The sequence below is a fragment of the Bartonella sp. CE47NXGY genome, assembly GCF_042195415.1.
In the GTDB taxonomy this organism is placed as follows: domain Bacteria; phylum Pseudomonadota; class Alphaproteobacteria; order Rhizobiales; family Rhizobiaceae; genus Bartonella.
The window spans coordinates 6,745-23,243 of record NZ_JBHIOI010000025.1 but is presented as its reverse complement, the minus strand read 5'-3'; the positions used below and the strand labels follow the sequence as shown (position 1 = coordinate 23,243).

Annotated in this window: 16 protein-coding genes; 9 read left to right on the top strand and 7 right to left on the bottom strand. The window is 38.4% G+C overall.

The genetic code is table 11. The annotated features are described in order from the left end of the window. The 7 genes from ACFIL3_RS07345 to ACFIL3_RS07315 form a co-directional block, all read right to left on the bottom strand. Nucleotides 1-284 (bottom strand): hypothetical protein (locus tag ACFIL3_RS07345; RefSeq protein ID WP_375681991.1); only part of this gene is annotated, 284 nt, incomplete at its 3' end. Between the two features lie 633 nt (nt 285-917). Then, the gene (locus tag ACFIL3_RS07340; RefSeq protein WP_375632054.1) at nt 918-1,286 is read right to left on the bottom strand and encodes a helix-turn-helix domain-containing protein; all 369 of its coding nucleotides are present in this window, start codon (nt 1,284-1,286) and stop codon (nt 918-920) included. A gap of 604 nt (nt 1,287-1,890) precedes the next feature. Continuing rightward, entirely contained in the window at nt 1,891-2,934 is a 1,044-nt protein-coding gene (locus tag ACFIL3_RS07335) for a tetratricopeptide repeat protein (protein ID WP_375611748.1), read from the bottom strand. Between the two features lie 345 nt (nt 2,935-3,279). Then, nucleotides 3,280-3,645, bottom strand: a complete 366-nt coding sequence (locus tag ACFIL3_RS07330; RefSeq protein WP_375666261.1) for a helix-turn-helix domain-containing protein — start codon at nt 3,643-3,645, stop codon at nt 3,280-3,282. Nucleotides 3,646-4,016: 371 nt separating this feature from the next. Further along, a complete protein-coding gene (locus tag ACFIL3_RS07325; RefSeq protein ID WP_375681990.1) occupies nt 4,017-4,382 on the bottom strand; it encodes a helix-turn-helix domain-containing protein in 366 nt (121 codons plus the stop codon). A gap of 563 nt (nt 4,383-4,945) precedes the next feature. Beyond that, nucleotides 4,946-5,683 carry a TIR domain-containing protein gene (locus ACFIL3_RS07320; RefSeq protein WP_375681989.1) on the bottom strand — a complete coding sequence of 246 codons (738 nt, stop codon included), beginning with the start codon at nt 5,681-5,683 and terminating at the stop codon, nt 4,946-4,948. A 311-nt stretch (nt 5,684-5,994) separates the two neighbouring features. Then, a complete protein-coding gene (locus ACFIL3_RS07315) occupies nt 5,995-6,657 on the bottom strand; it encodes a thiamine phosphate synthase (RefSeq protein ID WP_375681988.1) in 663 nt (220 codons plus the stop codon). A gap of 365 nt (nt 6,658-7,022) precedes the next feature. Between ACFIL3_RS07315 and ACFIL3_RS07310 the strand changes: the two genes are divergently transcribed. From ACFIL3_RS07310 to tolR, 9 genes are all read left to right on the top strand, one after another. Beyond that, nucleotides 7,023-8,165 carry an OpgC family protein gene (locus tag ACFIL3_RS07310; RefSeq protein WP_375674834.1) on the top strand — a complete coding sequence of 381 codons (1,143 nt, stop codon included), beginning with the start codon at nt 7,023-7,025 and terminating at the stop codon, nt 8,163-8,165. Nucleotides 8,166-8,345: 180 nt separating this feature from the next. Continuing rightward, nucleotides 8,346-8,864: a DUF1465 family protein gene (locus tag ACFIL3_RS07305; RefSeq protein ID WP_375620987.1), complete on the top strand. Its 519-nt coding sequence runs from the start codon at nt 8,346-8,348 to the stop codon at nt 8,862-8,864. Nucleotides 8,865-9,327: 463 nt separating this feature from the next. Beyond that, a complete protein-coding gene (locus ACFIL3_RS07300; protein WP_375681987.1) occupies nt 9,328-9,450 on the top strand; it encodes a hypothetical protein in 123 nt (40 codons plus the stop codon). A gap of 986 nt (nt 9,451-10,436) precedes the next feature. Further along, entirely contained in the window at nt 10,437-10,952 is a 516-nt protein-coding gene (gene ruvC / locus ACFIL3_RS07295) for a crossover junction endodeoxyribonuclease RuvC (RefSeq protein ID WP_375613206.1), read from the top strand. A gap of 13 nt (nt 10,953-10,965) precedes the next feature. Next, entirely contained in the window at nt 10,966-11,580 is a 615-nt protein-coding gene (gene ruvA, locus ACFIL3_RS07290) for a Holliday junction branch migration protein RuvA (protein ID WP_375611757.1), read from the top strand. A gap of 13 nt (nt 11,581-11,593) precedes the next feature. Then, nucleotides 11,594-12,688 carry a Holliday junction branch migration DNA helicase RuvB gene (gene ruvB / locus ACFIL3_RS07285; protein ID WP_375613207.1) on the top strand — a complete coding sequence of 365 codons (1,095 nt, stop codon included), beginning with the start codon at nt 11,594-11,596 and terminating at the stop codon, nt 12,686-12,688. 211 nt (nt 12,689-12,899) lie between these two features. Beyond that, nucleotides 12,900-13,340, top strand: a complete 441-nt coding sequence (gene ybgC / locus ACFIL3_RS07280; RefSeq protein ID WP_375611759.1) for a tol-pal system-associated acyl-CoA thioesterase — start codon at nt 12,900-12,902, stop codon at nt 13,338-13,340. 1,733 nt (nt 13,341-15,073) lie between these two features. Then, entirely contained in the window at nt 15,074-15,787 is a 714-nt protein-coding gene (gene tolQ, locus ACFIL3_RS07275; protein ID WP_375606538.1) for a protein TolQ, read from the top strand. Nucleotides 15,788-15,802: 15 nt separating this feature from the next. After that, nucleotides 15,803-16,255, top strand: coding sequence for a protein TolR (gene tolR, locus ACFIL3_RS07270; RefSeq protein ID WP_375611761.1), 453 nt, complete (start codon nt 15,803-15,805; stop codon nt 16,253-16,255). Nucleotides 16,256-16,499: the final 244 nt, after the last annotated feature.

Below are 16,499 nucleotides of genomic sequence, written 5' to 3'. Positions count from 1 at the left end.
TTTTGTTGCTTTTGAGGTTGATCTGTATAGATCACATTATATCCATTCCGTCGCAACAGATTGATAAATAAAGGAGTAAAGCTGTCTGCTGTATTATTTTTCTTTATAAGAAGTGTGGTTGTAGCTGGTGGTAAAAACCCTTTGTTACCGCTAATAAATTTGTTAGCAACTAATTGTGCCTGACGCTTTGTAAGACTTTGATCAACATAATTTGATGAATAATTGCCTACAGATGCGCAACCAGCCACCAACACAACCGGTGACAGCAATAAATATTTTAACATCTTTAATTCCCCTTACTTATTGTTGCTCTTTATTTGCGAAGCTCCTCTTCCAGAAATTAAGAGCAACTTTACTTATAGCACATTAACAACATATCGGTATCTAATCAATCGGTTAATTAATCAATGAATAATGGTTTCAGCTGTAAAGGCTGCTTGAAGTGCTTCTGGTGGCGTATATTTTAATAAACAGCTGCTTTTAGTGATTATGATAAAAAAGCAATTTTTTGCGTTTGCATGTTAAGATCATGTCCTCCATCACCATTATAAAATGATGTGTTAAGTGTTATTCCAGATCGACCAAAAAAATTTTCAAGCATTGCTTTTTGAGGGCTGTCTTTTTTTAAATACGTATGAATGCTTATTCTGTTTGCTGTAAAATACTGTCGTTTGAGGTGTGGTGCTATAAGACATAAAACTTTGTACATGTGATGTTTTTATGAGAGTGTGTGGTGAATATTTGAGGGAGAGCTTGTCCGGATAATCTTGTGAAATGAACCACATAAAATGGGAAGCTAAAAGAGTTCTGTTCTGAGAAGACGGATTGTTTCCCAACTGGATAGGGAAGGGGCTTCTGTCCTTTGAGGGGTGGGAGGCAAGTCAAGAATAGAGAGTGTAGCGCCCTATATTATGATGTTAAAAGCTTTCATTTTGATCAGAGAGTAATTGTAAAATGGCTCTTTGTTTTATCGAGGTTAGAACTCTAAATCTTTTTAAAAGTAGGTATTCCTCTGTACTTGATGCGATTTCATCATGAGAGTACGGGGGCTGTTGTTTTGTTAAGATATCTGCATAGAAAAAGACAAGTGGAACATTTAAGATATCGGCAATTTCTTTTAAACGCCCTGCGCTGACACGATTTAAGCCGTTTTCATATTTCTGGATTTGTTGGAAAGTAACACCTAAATGTTGACCTAATGTTTTTTGAGACATTTTTAGCATTTTTCGTCTCAAACGAATTTTTTTGCCAACGAAAATGTCATTATCAAGATTTTTGGCTCGCATTTTAAAGCCCCCGCCGGTTGCGAGCGCCCTCGCGTTGGTATTCCGGGAGTCTAAAAACACTGACCTCGAATCAGCATTTTGCTTTTAGTGCTTAAAGCACCTGGACATAGCAAAATCTCCCGGAATTCCGGGATACCCGCAAAGCGGGGTAAATTTATGTACGAGGTTTCGGGTTTTTAGAGCCCTATTGGTCGTTGCGTATGCGACCAAAACACCTTTCAATATGTAAAGTAATTTCGGAGGCTTGGCAATAAAAAATAGCTTTTTACTGAGAGTCGGCGTGTTTTTCATCCAAGCAAAAAGAATGAAAAAATAGAGCTTGCGGAATTTTCAGGATAGCCTAGCTCTTTTGCTTATTGGGTATTGTTTGTTAAGCAAATGATACCAGTGCGTTTTCTTTACCAATGAAAATGTCATTATCAAGATTTTTGGCTCGCATTTTAAAGCCCCCGCCGGTTGCGAGCGCCCTCGCGTTGGTATTCCGGGAGCTTGAAAATACTGAATCCGAATCAGCCTTTTTGCTTTTAGTGCTTAAAGCACCTGGACAGAGCAAAATCTCCCGGAATTTCTATAAATTTTATCTTTTTGATGCAGAGAGGAGTATTTAAAAAACAGGAAGGAGCTTTATTGCTTCTTTGTGCGCTTTTTCTAGTTGTGCCTTATCCATGCCTTGGAGCATTATTTCAAGATCAGGAGCTTGCATTTTTGCCTCCTTTGCGAGCATATACCATGCCGCTGCCATTATTATATCGCCTTTTGTTCCTGTGCCATCTCGATAAAGCCTTGCAAGGGAAATCTGTGCTGGTGCTACCATGTTGATAGCATTTCTTTGAAGTAAATGAAAAGCACGCTGAAAATCTGTTTCTCCTCCACGCCCCTGTACAAGCCATTGTGCTAAATGAAGTTGAGCTTTTAAGTGGTTGTTTTGAGCCGCTACCTCCATGAGCTTGCGGGCATTGCGATCATCTTTTGGTCGCTTTAACGTGCCTAAGGAAAGAATTTTTGCAGCAGAAAAAGCCGCTTCAGCATCGCCAAGAGCAGCACCTTTTAAGTACCATTTTAAGGCTTGCTCTATTGCTTCATTTTCACGACTTTGGGAAGAAACACCAGGGAGAGCTTGTTTTTCCTGTGAGGCCTTATAAAGAAGCAGTTGTCCATAATAAAAATAGGCTTCCTTGACGCCTGCTTTGACAGCTTTTTGAATGAATTGCGCACCAAGTTCTTGATTTTGTTTTATAAAGTTACCATCAAACAACATAAGTCCATAGCGTAGTTGTGCTTGGGGTTCCCCCTGTTTTGCAGCGCGTTCAAACCATAGAGCAGCACGCGCACCGTCAATAGGAACAGCACATCCTTCCATATAAATTCGGGCAAGAAGAGTTTGTGCAAAAGGATCATTTTTTTCAGCACGTCGGAGTGCTTCACGAAAAGCTTTTAAATAATAACCTTGGATGTAATAGTCATAGGCTTGGTCATAGTCTCCAGCTTTTAAGGGCTGAAAGGGTTCTTGAGTGTTTGAAGCTTCTTGAATCGTATTGAAAGAGCTTTCAGAATTTGAGATTTCTTCAGTGTTTCCCGCTGAACTTACAGCAGAACTTGCAAGCCCAATCACGCCTAAGATAAGCAGCTTCACGCTTCTCTTGATCATGGTGTTTTCTCCTCATTACCGATCAGAATTTTCACATTTTTTTTTCATCATTACAAGCCGTATAAGAATTTCATTTCTATATTACTTTTTATCTCTCAGTTTTTCGTCTTGGTTCAAGGTAGGTTTGGGTAAATTAAAAAAAGTAGCATAAATGTCGACGAGAGACAGACTATTTAAAACAGTCCTGTTAAAAATAATAATGATAAAGGGGCATCGTGTGTAAAGATGCTTATCTTCTATTATATCAAGGGTTTCTCCCCCCTAAAATGAAAACATGCTTACAATGGAGGTTGTTTTTAAAAATACGTATGAATGCTTATGAATAGCGTGCGCTATCGCGTGATGTTAGCTTGCATTCTCATCAGAGATCAGCTGTAAAAAGGCTTTCTTTTTTACCGTTGTTAGAACTCTAAATCTTTTGAGCAGCAGGTATTCCTCTGTGCTTGATGCGATTTCATCATGGTGGTATGGGGACTGCTGTTTTGTAATGATATCCGCGTAAAAAAAGGAAAGTGGAACATTCAAGATATCGGAAATTTTCTTTAATCGCCCTGCGCTGACACGATTTAAGCCGTTTTCATATTTCTGGATTTGTTGGAAACTTACGCCTAAAGCGTGCCCTAAAGTTGTTTGAGACATTTTTAGCATTTTTCGTCTCAAACGAATTTTTTTGCCAATAAAAAGATCAATATTAAGATTTTGAGATTGCATTTTTCCCCGCCGGTTGCGAGCGCCCTCGCATGAGTATTCCGGGAGCTTGAAAGTACTGAAATCTAATCAGCTTTTTTTGCTTTTAGTGCTTAAAGCACCTGGACATAGCAAAAACTCCCGGAATTCCGGGATACCCACAAAGTGGGGTAAATTCATGTTTAGATTTTCGGGCTTTCAAGACCCTCTTGGTCGTTGCGTATGCGACCAAAACATCTTTTAATTCATAAAGTAATTTCAGGAAATTTACAATAAAAATTAAAATAGTGTCTCTTAACGTGTCGTTTCTTAAAACAGGGAGTTGGCATGTTTTGCATTCAAGCAATAAAGTGTTCACAAAGGGGACTTTGAATAGCACACACTATCGCGTTATGTTAGCTTGCATTCTCATCAGAGATCAGCTGTAAAAAGGCTTTCTTTTTTACCGTTGTTAGAATTCTAAATCTTTTGAGAAGCAGGTATTCCTCTGTGCTTGATGCGATTTCATCATGGTGGTATGGGGACTGCTGTTTTGTTAAGATATCGGCATAAAAAAAGGAAAGTGGAACATTCAAGATATCGGAAATTTTCTTTAATCGCCCTGCGCTGACACGATTTAAGCCTTTTTCATATTTTTGAATTTGTTGGAAGCTTACGCCTAAAGCGTGCCCTAAAGTTGTTTGAGATATTTTTAGCATTTTTCGTCTCAAACGAATTTTTTTGCCAATGAAAAGATCATTATCAAGATCTTTGGTTTGCATTTTAAAGCCCCCGCCGGTCGCGAGCGCCCTCGCATGAGTATTCCGGGAGCTTGAAAATACTGAGTTCTAGTCAGCCTTTTTGCTTTTAGTGCTTAAAGCACCTGGACATAGCAAAAACTCCCGGAATTCCGGGATACCCACAAAGTGGGTTCATCTTTACGCTAGAACTTAGGGTTTTCAAGGCCCCTTTTGGTCGTTGCGTATGCGACCAAAACATCTTTTAATTCATAAAGTAATTTCAGGAAATTTACAATAAAAATAGTTTTTTACTTACAAAATTTGTTTTTTTATGAGAGGCTATCTGCCTCTTAAATCTCTCTGGAATGATTGTCAAAATCATGACATCAGCCCCGCGTTTATCAAAGAGACTAAAATGATTTCTTCCACGGTAATGAATTCACACGCGGTCTCTTCATTTAAATTTGCACAATCGCTTGCTGTTTGAATAAGAGTGGGGAGTGATCGTTTCTCTGTGCTATAGGATGTGTGTCTGTGGAATGTGGTGGAGTGCCTTGTGGTTTTGGGCGTGCGCTTTAAAAAATAAACATAAGCATTATTCAAATTTACTTTAATGCATGAATTGTATCTGTATTAAAAGAGAAATCAGCTTTTTGTAAGCGCTTAATAAGTTTGGGAAATGTTTCGTTTACGTGTTCTTTAAAAGAAAGGTAGTAAACTCCACCAACATCTGAAAGCATTTCAATGCCTTCTTTTTGTAGAATAGCAATCCTCTCAAGAGGAAGTGCGGCAGCTAACATGCCCATTTCGAAAATAACGTTTTGTCGTGCACGGGGTTGAATTTTTTCTGCACCTTGAGATATAGCATAACCCATGTCATCATGCGTGAGGAGTACAATACCAAAACTTATAGAACTGTCACAAATTTCTTTTTTCAAAGTTTGAATGATGGGTAAACCATTACCACTCGTGTTTTGTAAGATGTATGGTTCGAGACCAAGCCTGCGAAGAATAAGTTCAAGTTGCTCTAGAGCAATATGGTCATGGCCATGAACGATAAAGATTTTTTTATTTGAAGGATTGGAGGCAGTTTTTGAGGAAGGAATCGTTGATGTTTCTTCTAGATGCTTTGCTAAATCTTCTATTAACTTTTGTTTTATGTTTTCTTTGCCTTGAACGTTGATTGTTCCTGTGCTTTCATACCAATTAATAACGCCTCCTTCGGAGGTTTTGATCTGATATCCTTTAGAAGAATTAAGTGATAGAAACTTAGTTTCTATGATTTTATATCCAGCTGTTTTAACTATATCTTTAAGGTCTTCGAAGGTGCCGCTATATTTCACTGTTTATATTCTTTCAATATCGCTGGTTATTAATATAAAATGTTGATTTATTTTTATAACTATTTGAATTTAAATAGCTTTATGATTTCATTTTCTTATACAATGCACAAAAAAAGACGGTCACCTTCCATTCAATTGATTGAAACGTGGGAAAACTTGACTAAATGATGGGAAATTTTACTGCGTGATGAAGCGATCTGATTGAATTGTGAATGAACGAAACGAATTTTTCTCCTATTTATATATTCCATTATGTTCTCTATATAAGAAACACGAAAGTTAACGCTTTATTTATAAATTCTCCTCCTATATTACAAGGGGGTTTTCTCACATTTTTCTTGCATTGTTTTAAGCAGTATTAAGGGGGTGTCGTTCCCAAAAATCACTTCTTCTACAGCAATGAATTCACATCCAGTCTTTAAGACTTCATCAAAGGTTGAAAAATCGCTTCCTGCTTGGATAATGGCGGGGGTTTGCATAATTTCTGCCCACCATGTTGCTAACTGGAGATTGCGGGGGTGCGCTTGGGGTTTTTTATCAGCCCCGAGTTTTCCAAAGAACAGGTAATCAACACCTGTTTCCGCTGCAAGCATAGCACTATGGCGATTGCGTAGATTGCCAAAGCCTATGATTTTTTGTTCCTTTTGCTGATTTTTGAAGCTTTCAAGAGCGTTAAGATCATCTTCTATGTGTAATCCATCAGCCTTTATGCGCCCAGCAATGCGGCTGTCATCAGCGATGAGAAGGGCTGCGTCATGATGTTGAATATCTTCTGCGTAAGTTTGCGCTTGTTGTTGTAAAAAAGAGCCATCATCTTTCAACCTTTCAGAATCATAGAGGATGACGCATGCAAAAGACTTTGTTTGCAAAATTTGCTGCAAAAATGTGTGTGGGGTGTTGCGCCGAACATCAAGTGTTAAAATCAACTGAGGGAAAAGAGGTGGATCAATTGGTTTATTTTTTTGTTGTGTCATGTCAAATCCCTGTTTCTTAGAAAAAATAACGCTTAAAAATTAAAGTTTCATTCTATTATGCTTATTTGCGATGAAAGTGACCACCATTTTCACGTAATTTAAAGGATTTGTGGGTGTGTGGAAGCCTGTTTATGAGAAATGAGAGTGTTTTTAAGCATAATATGTTACCTTTTCGCTGTGATACACGTATGGACGCTTTTCGTTCTTTTGCCTTTAAAAAACTTTTGCTTTTAAAAAAATAAACGCTTAAAATGAAACTTGACTCTTAAAAATTAAAATTTCATCCTGTTCATGCTTGTTGGCAATAAGGGTAAGCACCATTTTTATGGGACTTCAAGGGGGGTGCAACGTGTGGGAGTCCACTGATGAAGTACCAAGGTATTCTTGAGCATAATACTCAACCTTCTCATCGTGATACACGCATTGACGTTTTTCGTTCTTTGGCCTTATTGACGATTTTCATCAACCATATTCCCAGAACGATCTATGAGTCTTTTACTCATAGAAATTTCGGTTTTTCTGATTGTGCAGAAGTGTTTGTTTTGCTTTCAGGGATTGCTCTTGGGTTAAGCTTTCATGGACGGTTACAGCAAAAATCCTTTGCTTTTATTATCCGAAAACTTTGGTACAGAGCTCTGCAGCTCTATGGGGCATATCTTTTTACGACTTTTGTCACGTTAAGTCTTTTTTTTGCTGCCTTTTTATTATGGCGAACAGAAAAACTTTTATCGATGAACAATGTGGGACTCTTTTTTAAAGAGCCTGGTATCGCATTTTTGAGTACCTTAAGCTTTGGGCATCAATTGGGATATAATAATATTCTTCCTCTTTATATCGTTTTGATGTTTTTTGCGCCTTTTATCCTTTATTTGAGTTGTAAGCAGACAAAATGGCTGCTTTTGGGCTCCTTTACACTGTATCTTATCTGCGGATTTTATAAAATTGCTCCTCCTTCTTATCCTTTAAAGGGAAAGTGGTTTTTAAATCCTTTGTCTTGGCAATTCTTATTTGTCATAGGATTGACCAGTACTTTAGCGCTTAAACAAGGAAAAAAAATCGCTTTTCAGTCTTTTTGGATTGTTTGTGCGGCAGCGTATCTCTTGTTGGCGCTGTTATGGGTTCGCTTAAATTGGTGGGGCATTTTGGGGTGGCTTGGCTGGTCTTCCCCATTGTTGAACTTTAATAAAACCTTTTTAAGCTTGCCACGTTTACTCCATGTTCTTGCATTAGCCTTTCTCATTCTTTCTTTGCCGCGCATCAATAAATGGTTTTATGTCTCTCCAAAACATCCTTTAGCAATTTTAGGAAAACATAGTTTACCGGTCTTTGTAACGGGAACCATTTTTGCGATGTTTGGACAAATTATAAAAACAGTGATGACAGAAACGTTTTTTTCCGATACCCTCTTAATAATAACGGGTATTGCTTTGCAATTTGGAGTCGCTTATTATTGTGAAAAACGGCAATCTTGGCAGTGGTCCTTTTCAAGGAAAATGATCCGTTTATAAAAAATATTCCTGTAGTGTTTATTGGGCACGTTAACCTTAGTATAAAAAGTGCGTTGCGCAAAAAAATTAAAAGAGGTAGCAGTTTTAAAAAAAAGCGTTCTATACAGCAACAAAAGAAACTTTTTAATACTCTATTCGTTAAGGGGTGTGATTTTGTGCTGATACTTGGAGTATAAAAGCGTGAGTGTACATAAACGTCCATATGATGAACCTATTATCATGATTGAGCATAATGCTTTTGAAAATGCTTTTAATCGTCTCTATGAAGAAACAATGGCGCTGATTGAAAAAACCGCAGCGTATATTGACTCAGAAGGGAAATTAGTAGCACGCTCTCTTTCGGCAGAGGTTTCTGCAGTTTATGCGAAAGAGGCTATGTATTTAAGTACACGACTTATGCAAATCGCTTCTCAACTCCTTCTTCTTCGCGCAGAGCGTGAAGGGGAAATGTCATCAGAACAAATAAAAAAAGAAATTGTAAAAGTATCTCTTCATACACCGACATTGGAACTTGAAACCCCTCATTGGCAAGAACTGCCAGAAACTTTTCGCCAATTTGTTTCTCATTCATTGCGTTTAGAAGCGCGCATAACCTATATGCGTGCTGGGTGGGAAACTGCGGCCTCCTCTGCTCTAGAAGATGATAATCCAGTGGGAAAACAAATCGAATTGCTCAAAACAGCCTTTGGGCGTTCTTAGAGGGACTCCCCTTGCTTTGTGCGAAGGAGAAATATCATCAGAACAAATAAAAAAAAGAAATTGTAAAAGTGTCACTTCATACACCGACATTGGAACTTGAAACCCCTCATTGGCATGAATTGCCAGAAACTTTCCGTCAATTTGTTCTCATTCATTACGTTTAGAAGCGTGCATTTTTTTCATTTAGAGATGCTGCTGTAGTTTAAGCACTTTGGTCAATAAGCGGTGGCTTTATCTTGAACGATGATAATCTAGTGGGAAAATAAATCGAATTGCTCAAAACAGCTTTTGGGCGTGCTGAGAAGAATAGCTCCTTGCTTCTTTCTTACGATATTTAGAGCAGTATACCCATTTTTTTTTACAACCGAAATTTCACAACTAAAACCAAACTAGAGTGTTTTTTTCTGCCTAATTTCTATTTGGCGTAGAAATATCTTGAGCTTATAGCTGAAGGGTATAGGTATTGATTGTAAATTATGGCATGGGATGGAGTATGGTTGGTTTTGTGGGAAATCGACTTTGGTTGATTGCAGCTGGAACACTTTCTGTTGATCTATCGTGTGATTTTGTTTTGGCTCTGAGATAGAGCAGGGGCTTGTACATCAATTTATTTATGCTCTATAATTTATGCCTATAAAGCTGCTGTAAAGTGTGTGTTAATGAGGATGATACACATTGTTGCAGTTTTGGGGCTTCTTTTGTTTTGAATGGAAGTTATTTTTCCTCGCGTAAAGTAAAATATCCAAAATAAAGTGCCATATAATGAATGCCCCATGGGTTCCCTGTGCCCCCATGCAATGTCCCTCTATATGCAATGTCATTGTGGTGTGATGAGTGTACTCAAAAACACCTCTCAGTTCTTATTCACATTCGTTGAGCCTCTCTCATTTTTACGCTTGCAAAGGAAAAAGCCGGCACTATCATCATCTTTGCCAGTCCCCAATGTTGCAACAGCTTTTGGAACTTGAGACAATTCATTAGAGGCATTTTTAGTCCTGTCTTGTACAGTTTCACTCTATACGGCAATCCCACGTTTCATATGTAAGAGAATGGTTTTGATTGCTTCAATATAAACAGATTTGTAATGAGAAAATCTTAGGATATTCGGGATTCTTATGCAACATACAAAATAATTAATTATCTTTGTAAATCAATGTGTTGAGTTATTGTGGTAGCGTCATGCTATAATGTAAAAAGTTTCCGTAAAGTGTATACTATCCATTGCATAGCCTCTTTATACTTATGAATGTGCAATCCAGCACTGATCTATTTGCTCGTTTGCGATGTTTAACCATTATGGCATTGGAAATGATACAGAAAGGGAATTTTTATGCTTTAGAGGGTGCTTGATAAGGTGCTTGCTTGTGATGTGTGAATGGTTTTGATTGATTTCAGTTATGCTTCATAAAGTGTATTCCATAAAGATGCTGTTCGTTGTGTGTTATAATTGTATAAATTTGGGGGATATGATTATCTTTTTACTGGTTTTGTCTTGGGTTGCTGTTTTCTTTGTGGTCTTGTCTTTATTCACATCTTTATTCACAGGGGGGAAAAGTGTATAGACTGTAGTTTATGGCAGAGACGATTCGTATTATAGGCATTGATCCCGGATTACGGCGTACAGGGTGGGGCGTTATCGATGTTGCGGGTAATCGTCTTCAGTTTATTGCAGCAGGGACGGTTTCTTCTGATGTACAGTGTGAGCTGGCTTCCAGACTATGTCAGATCCACAAAGGTCTTTCAGAGGTTGTGCATCAATTTATGCCCCATGAAGCCGCTGTAGAACATGTATTTGTCAACAAAGATGCTACAGCAACTTTAAAACTTGGCCAAGCGCGTGCAATTGCACTGCTGGTTCCTGCGCAAGCAAATCTTCCTGTTTTTGAATATGCGCCCAACAAAGTGAAAAAATCAGTTATTGGGGTTGGACATGGGGCTAAAGAACAAATCCATATGATGGTCAAAGTTCTCCTCCCACGGGCTGAATTTGATAGCAGTGATGCGGCTGATGCTCTTGCTCTTGCTCTTTGTCATAGTATGCACCGTAACAGTATTGACCGATCTTATCAGGCAAGGATGGCGATATGAGTGGGGTGGAAGCATGATTGGCAAATTAAAGGGCACTCTTGAACATATCTTTGATGATCATATCCTTCTTGATGTTCACGGTGTGGGGTATGTTGTTTTTGTGTCAAATCGGCTGCGTCCTTCTTTACCCTCTGTTGGGGAGGCGTTAAGCCTTTTTATTGAAACGCATGTTCGGGAAGACGCAATCCGTCTTTTTGGTTTTGCTACAAGAGCTGAACAGGAGTGGTTTTGTCTTCTACAAAATGTTCCTGGAGTAGGGGCAAAGGTTGCTTTGGCAATCTTGGGTACTTTATCGCCAGATGAACTTGCACAGGCTATTGCTTTAAACGATGTTGCGATGATTAGTCGAGCGCCAGGCGTTGGTAAAAAAGTCAGTGAAAGAATTGTGGGTGAACTGAAAAGTAAAACACTCCCCTTTGAACAAGCTGTCAAGACTGTTTCGGTTTCTCAGCGTGAGATGACCAATCAACCTGCGCATGATGCGCTTTCCGCGTTGATGAAGCTAGGGTTTGAACGGGAGCATGCATCTCGTGCTCTTGCTCTTGCGATGAATGCTCTTGAGGGGGAAACTGTTTCTTCTGCCCTGCTGATCCGCCATAGTCTCAAATTGCTTTCTTCTCCTACTTAAAATCAAGGTAACAATGCATAAAGATGAAGATAAACGCCTTCTGGGTTCCGCCCCCCTTCCTAACGATCCAGATCGTTCCTTGAGGCCACAAGTTCTCGATGACTTTATTGGTCAAGAAGCGGCGCGGGCTAATTTAAAAATATTTATTGAAGCAGCAAAAACGCGGCAAGAAGCGCTGGATCACGTTTTGTTTGTAGGGCCACCGGGGTTGGGAAAAACAACGCTTTCACAGATTATGGCAAAAGAATTAGGCGTTAATTTTCGCTCTACTTCAGGGCCGGTCATCGCTAAAGCAGGAGATTTAGCAGCTCTCTTGACCAATCTTGAAGAACGTGATGTCTTGTTTATTGATGAAATTCATCGCTTAAATCCGGCGATTGAGGAAATTCTTTATCCAGCCATGGAAGATTATCAACTTGATTTGATCATTGGGGAGGGGCCGGCCGCACGCTCGGTGAAAATTGATCTGGCTAAATTTACTTTGGTGGCAGCAACCACACGTTTGGGGCTTTTAACCACACCTCTACGAGACCGTTTTGGCATCCCAATTCGTCTCAATTTTTATACGATAGAAGAATTGGAATATATTGTGCAGCGTAATGCACGACTTTTTGCCGTTAAGATCAGTGATGATGGTGCTCATGAAATTGCACGCCGAGCACGCGGGACGCCTCGTATTGCCGGACGGCTTTTACGGCGCGTTTGTGATTTTGCTCTGGTTAAACAGGCAAAACAAATTGACCAAAAAATCGCCGATGAAGCCCTTTCGCGCCTTGAGGTTGATCATCTTGGGCTTGATCCGCTTGACCGCCGCTACTTGCTCCTGATTGCGGAAACTTTTTTAGGGGGACCGGTGGGGATTGAAACGATTGCTGCTGCTTTATCAGAACCACGCGATGCCATTGAAGATATTGTTGAACCGTATTTGCTCCAACAAGGTTTTATTCAAAGAACCGCTCGTGGACGCATTCTAACTGAAAAGGCTTGGAGCCATTTAGGGCTTTCTGCTCCAGCCTCTACAACGTCTATACAAAGGCGTTCTCAACTTTCTGATGCTCAAGACAATTCATCACTTCAGACATCTTTATGGGATGGGGAAGATGACTAAGACATTCTCTTTATTAAAAGAAACTATGTGAATATTTTATAGCAAGGTCATAAAATACAAGAGACGTGCCTTCTTTTAGCATATTCTGGCTAAAAAGGTTTGGCACTATTAAAGATTTTTTGCTTTTCACAACTTCAACACAAAAATGTGTTCAATCTTTTGATTGATAGATAATTTGCTATATTAGATGATTTTATGGGATATGAAGTCGATGACAGAAATAACACCTTTTAAGAGCAATCATACAAACGCTTTTCATAATTTTCAGGTCCGCGTTTATGTTGCGGATACAGATTTTTCCGGTGTAGTTTATCATGCGCGTTATCTTGAGTTTTTTGAACGAGGACGTTCAGAGTTTTTACGGGATACCGGTTTTAATAATAAGATGTTAGCAGCAGGGGGTGAGGGGGAAAAACTGTTTTTTGTTGTTCGTCATATGGAAATTAATTTTTCAAGACCCGCTAAAATTGATCATCTTTTAGTCGTTAAAACACGTGTTACTCATATCCAAGGGGCCCGCTTTTTTATGGAGCAATCTATTTTGCATGAGATGACTACGTTGGTAACAGCCAAAGTTGAAATTGCTCTGATTAATGAGGAGGCAAAACCGCGACGTTTACCCAAAGAACTTTTTGCAAAAATGCTTGGTTAAAAGTGTGATTCATTGAATTAGCGAGTTTCAGGAGAGATCAGCAGATATAAAGTAATCTATAATCTAAGACTATACATTTATCATAGCCTAGATGTTTTCTAACAAGGTTACACGATACAGCAAAAGAAAGCACCTCTGCTACAATAACTACAATAAATTGAAGATGATATCCCACAAAATTAAACACGCCCTATCCATGTTATGATTCAAAAACAATGTCATATCATCCATTTTCTTCTATAAACTCAAGATATTTTCTTTCTTTTGAAGAAAGGTTTGTTGGCATCGGAAAGCAGCGAAAAAGTACAAAATATAAAAAGAAATAAAAATGGATTAAGATTTATTTTTATAAAAATGCACATACCCAGCGCAATATTGCAATAAAGTGATAATAAGCCATTAGGTCGAAAATTGTCTTAAAAACACCCAAAGGGTGTTTTTAAGCAATTTGATTTGTTTTTTTTACTGGATTGTCATTTGGCATCACAAGAGCGCGTGTTTCATCCATTTCTATCTATAATGCATCACTTTATGTGCGCTTCTAAGCGTAGTAAATGAGTGAGAGATCAATGTATACAAAGCAGAAATGCATTCTTGATTTAAAGTTTCAAAAGCATATTATTCTATATAATATATTGACTTAGAAAGATAAATTATCACTTCTCACGGGTACAAACCCTAATAGAGGAATAGAATAAAATACTTTACATTTCAAATCTGTTCATGTTGAAACAATTAAAATCATTTGCTTACGCATCATAAGAGAGCAATAAAAATCATTGAAAAAATTGTAAAAATGTTCCTTATGTATCATTTTCAATGCAATAATGATCAAATATCGCAAGTGAGCAAAGAGAGCGAAGAAGCTGGTTTTCATGAAGTAAAGACGTGAAAAGGCTTTTTTCATGTCACGGAAGCTTGTACGTTATACCATGGTGCCAGAGAGATGATAGGCATTGAAAGGGGCTAATTCACAACACAATGAGATTACATGAGACTTACACTAGATTATATAGGACTTATAATAGGGGGGTGCATGGGGGAGGCGCATTGTTGTGAGGTGTGGTAGGGTGGTTTAGTATCGTTTTTTGTGCCCGATGGTGTACCCCGTATTCAATTCGATGGAAAATGAGAGAAATAATAGCCTGAGGCAAAGCGTCATCTTTTATGATGATAACATATTTGTTTACAATGATAATTCATTGCGTTGTCACTTTTAGATAATTCTGAAACTTGTAAAATTTTTTCTTTTCAAGCTCTATTGCCGCGAATTAATCAAAAACATTTTCTTACATGTCACAAGCGGAGTTGGTGAGTGGATACAAAAATACTTAAGAAAGGAATAAAATGCTTCTTATGAATCTTTTCAAGTGCTAAGACTTATCGCTGTATTTTAAGCTTAAAACGCGTATGATGATTTAGCGTTCTTTTCATAAGCGTAAAGATGGGGTGCATAATAGATTTTATATCATGCATTTTTATGTCTTTTATTTTTATAGCATTTATGGAGAAATCCTGATCGTTATATTTTTCATAAATGCTGTTGTGAAATGAGAGGGGCGTGCATTGAGGGATGTCTCTCGTCATCACTTTTTAAGGAAATTTAAGAAACAAGTCTTGTTTTAGCGCATGGATTTATGTGAGACTAGAGTCTTTACTTAAATTTAGAAACTATAAAATAATCTGTTTTATAAATTTTAAAAATGCATCTTTCATTTAGAGGGACAAAAATTATGCCGCATGGTGAACTAACAAATCCGGAAACAATTGGAATGTTGCATTTGTTTATGCAAGCGAGTTGGATCGTGAAAGGTGTTATGATCGGGTTGCTGCTCGCTTCTATCTGGAGTTGGGCAATTATTTTTGATAAAATTTTTACGTATCGGAGAATACGGCGTGAAATAAAGCAGTTTGAACGCACATTTTGGTCTGGCAAAGCGCTAGAAGATCTTTATGCATCATGCAAAAGTCAACGTACCAATAGTATATCCGCAGTTTTTATGGCAGCAATGGTTGAATGGAAAAAATCTCTTGAAAAAGGGACCCATACATCGAAAAGTTTGCAGAGCAGAATTGATAAGGCTATGGATTTGACGCTGGGACGTGAAAGTGAAAAAATAGAATCAAAATTAAGTTTTCTTGCGACACTGGGATCTGCGGGACCTTTTATCGGACTTTTTGGAACAGTTATTGGTATTATGGAGTCTTTTCTTTCTATTTCAGCTTCTCAAAATACATCACTTGCCATTGTCGCGCCAGGGATTGCAGAAGCGCTTTTGGCAACCGCTATTGGTTTGTTTGCAGCAATTCCAGCTGTTATTGCTTATAACAAGTTGACTCATGAAAGTGCGCGCATCATTGCACAAATAGAAAATTTTGCCGATGAATTTTCAACAATTGTATCGCGGCGTATTGATGAAACACGCACAGCACCTTCCTCTTTATAAAAAGGATCTTATCCCATGGGCTTTTCTGTTGCTTCTTCTTCTCGCAAAAATACACGTAGGCGGCATCATTCACGAAGCCAACTGATGAGTGAGATCAATGTCACTCCTTTTGTGGATGTCATGCTGGTCTTGTTGATTATTTTTATGGTCTCTGCCCCCCTTTTAGTGAACGGTGTTCCTCTAGATTTGCCTCGTAGTCAAGCGGGTCCCGTACGAGCTCAAAAAACACCTCTTACGGTTTCACTTGACGCGCAAGGGCGCTTTGCCATTAATCAAGATTATTATGAAACGTCACAGTCCCTGATTGCACACCTGAAAACTCTTCTGGAAGCAGATGCTACACAAAAAGATCAACGGGTTTTTGTACGGGTTGCTAAAACTGTTGAATATCAGCAAGTATTAAAACTGCTGGCAGATATTCAAAAAGCGGGGTTTTCTCAAGTTGCGTTAGCAAGTTTAGCACAATAAATAATAAGTAATAAAATTGTGCATAACCGGTTGTTTTTAAGATGTTTTTAAAAGAGCATAGAGTGATTAAAAATGAAAAAATGTAAGGCATAAGTAAGGCATAAAGAATGAACAAAGACTCCTATCATAGTATGAAACGAGGCTTGGCTTTATCCCTTGTGGTCCATGTCATTTTTCTCAGTTGGGGAGCTATTCAGTTTACAAGCTCTGTCTCTTTACCACAACCGTTGGAAGCAATTCCCAT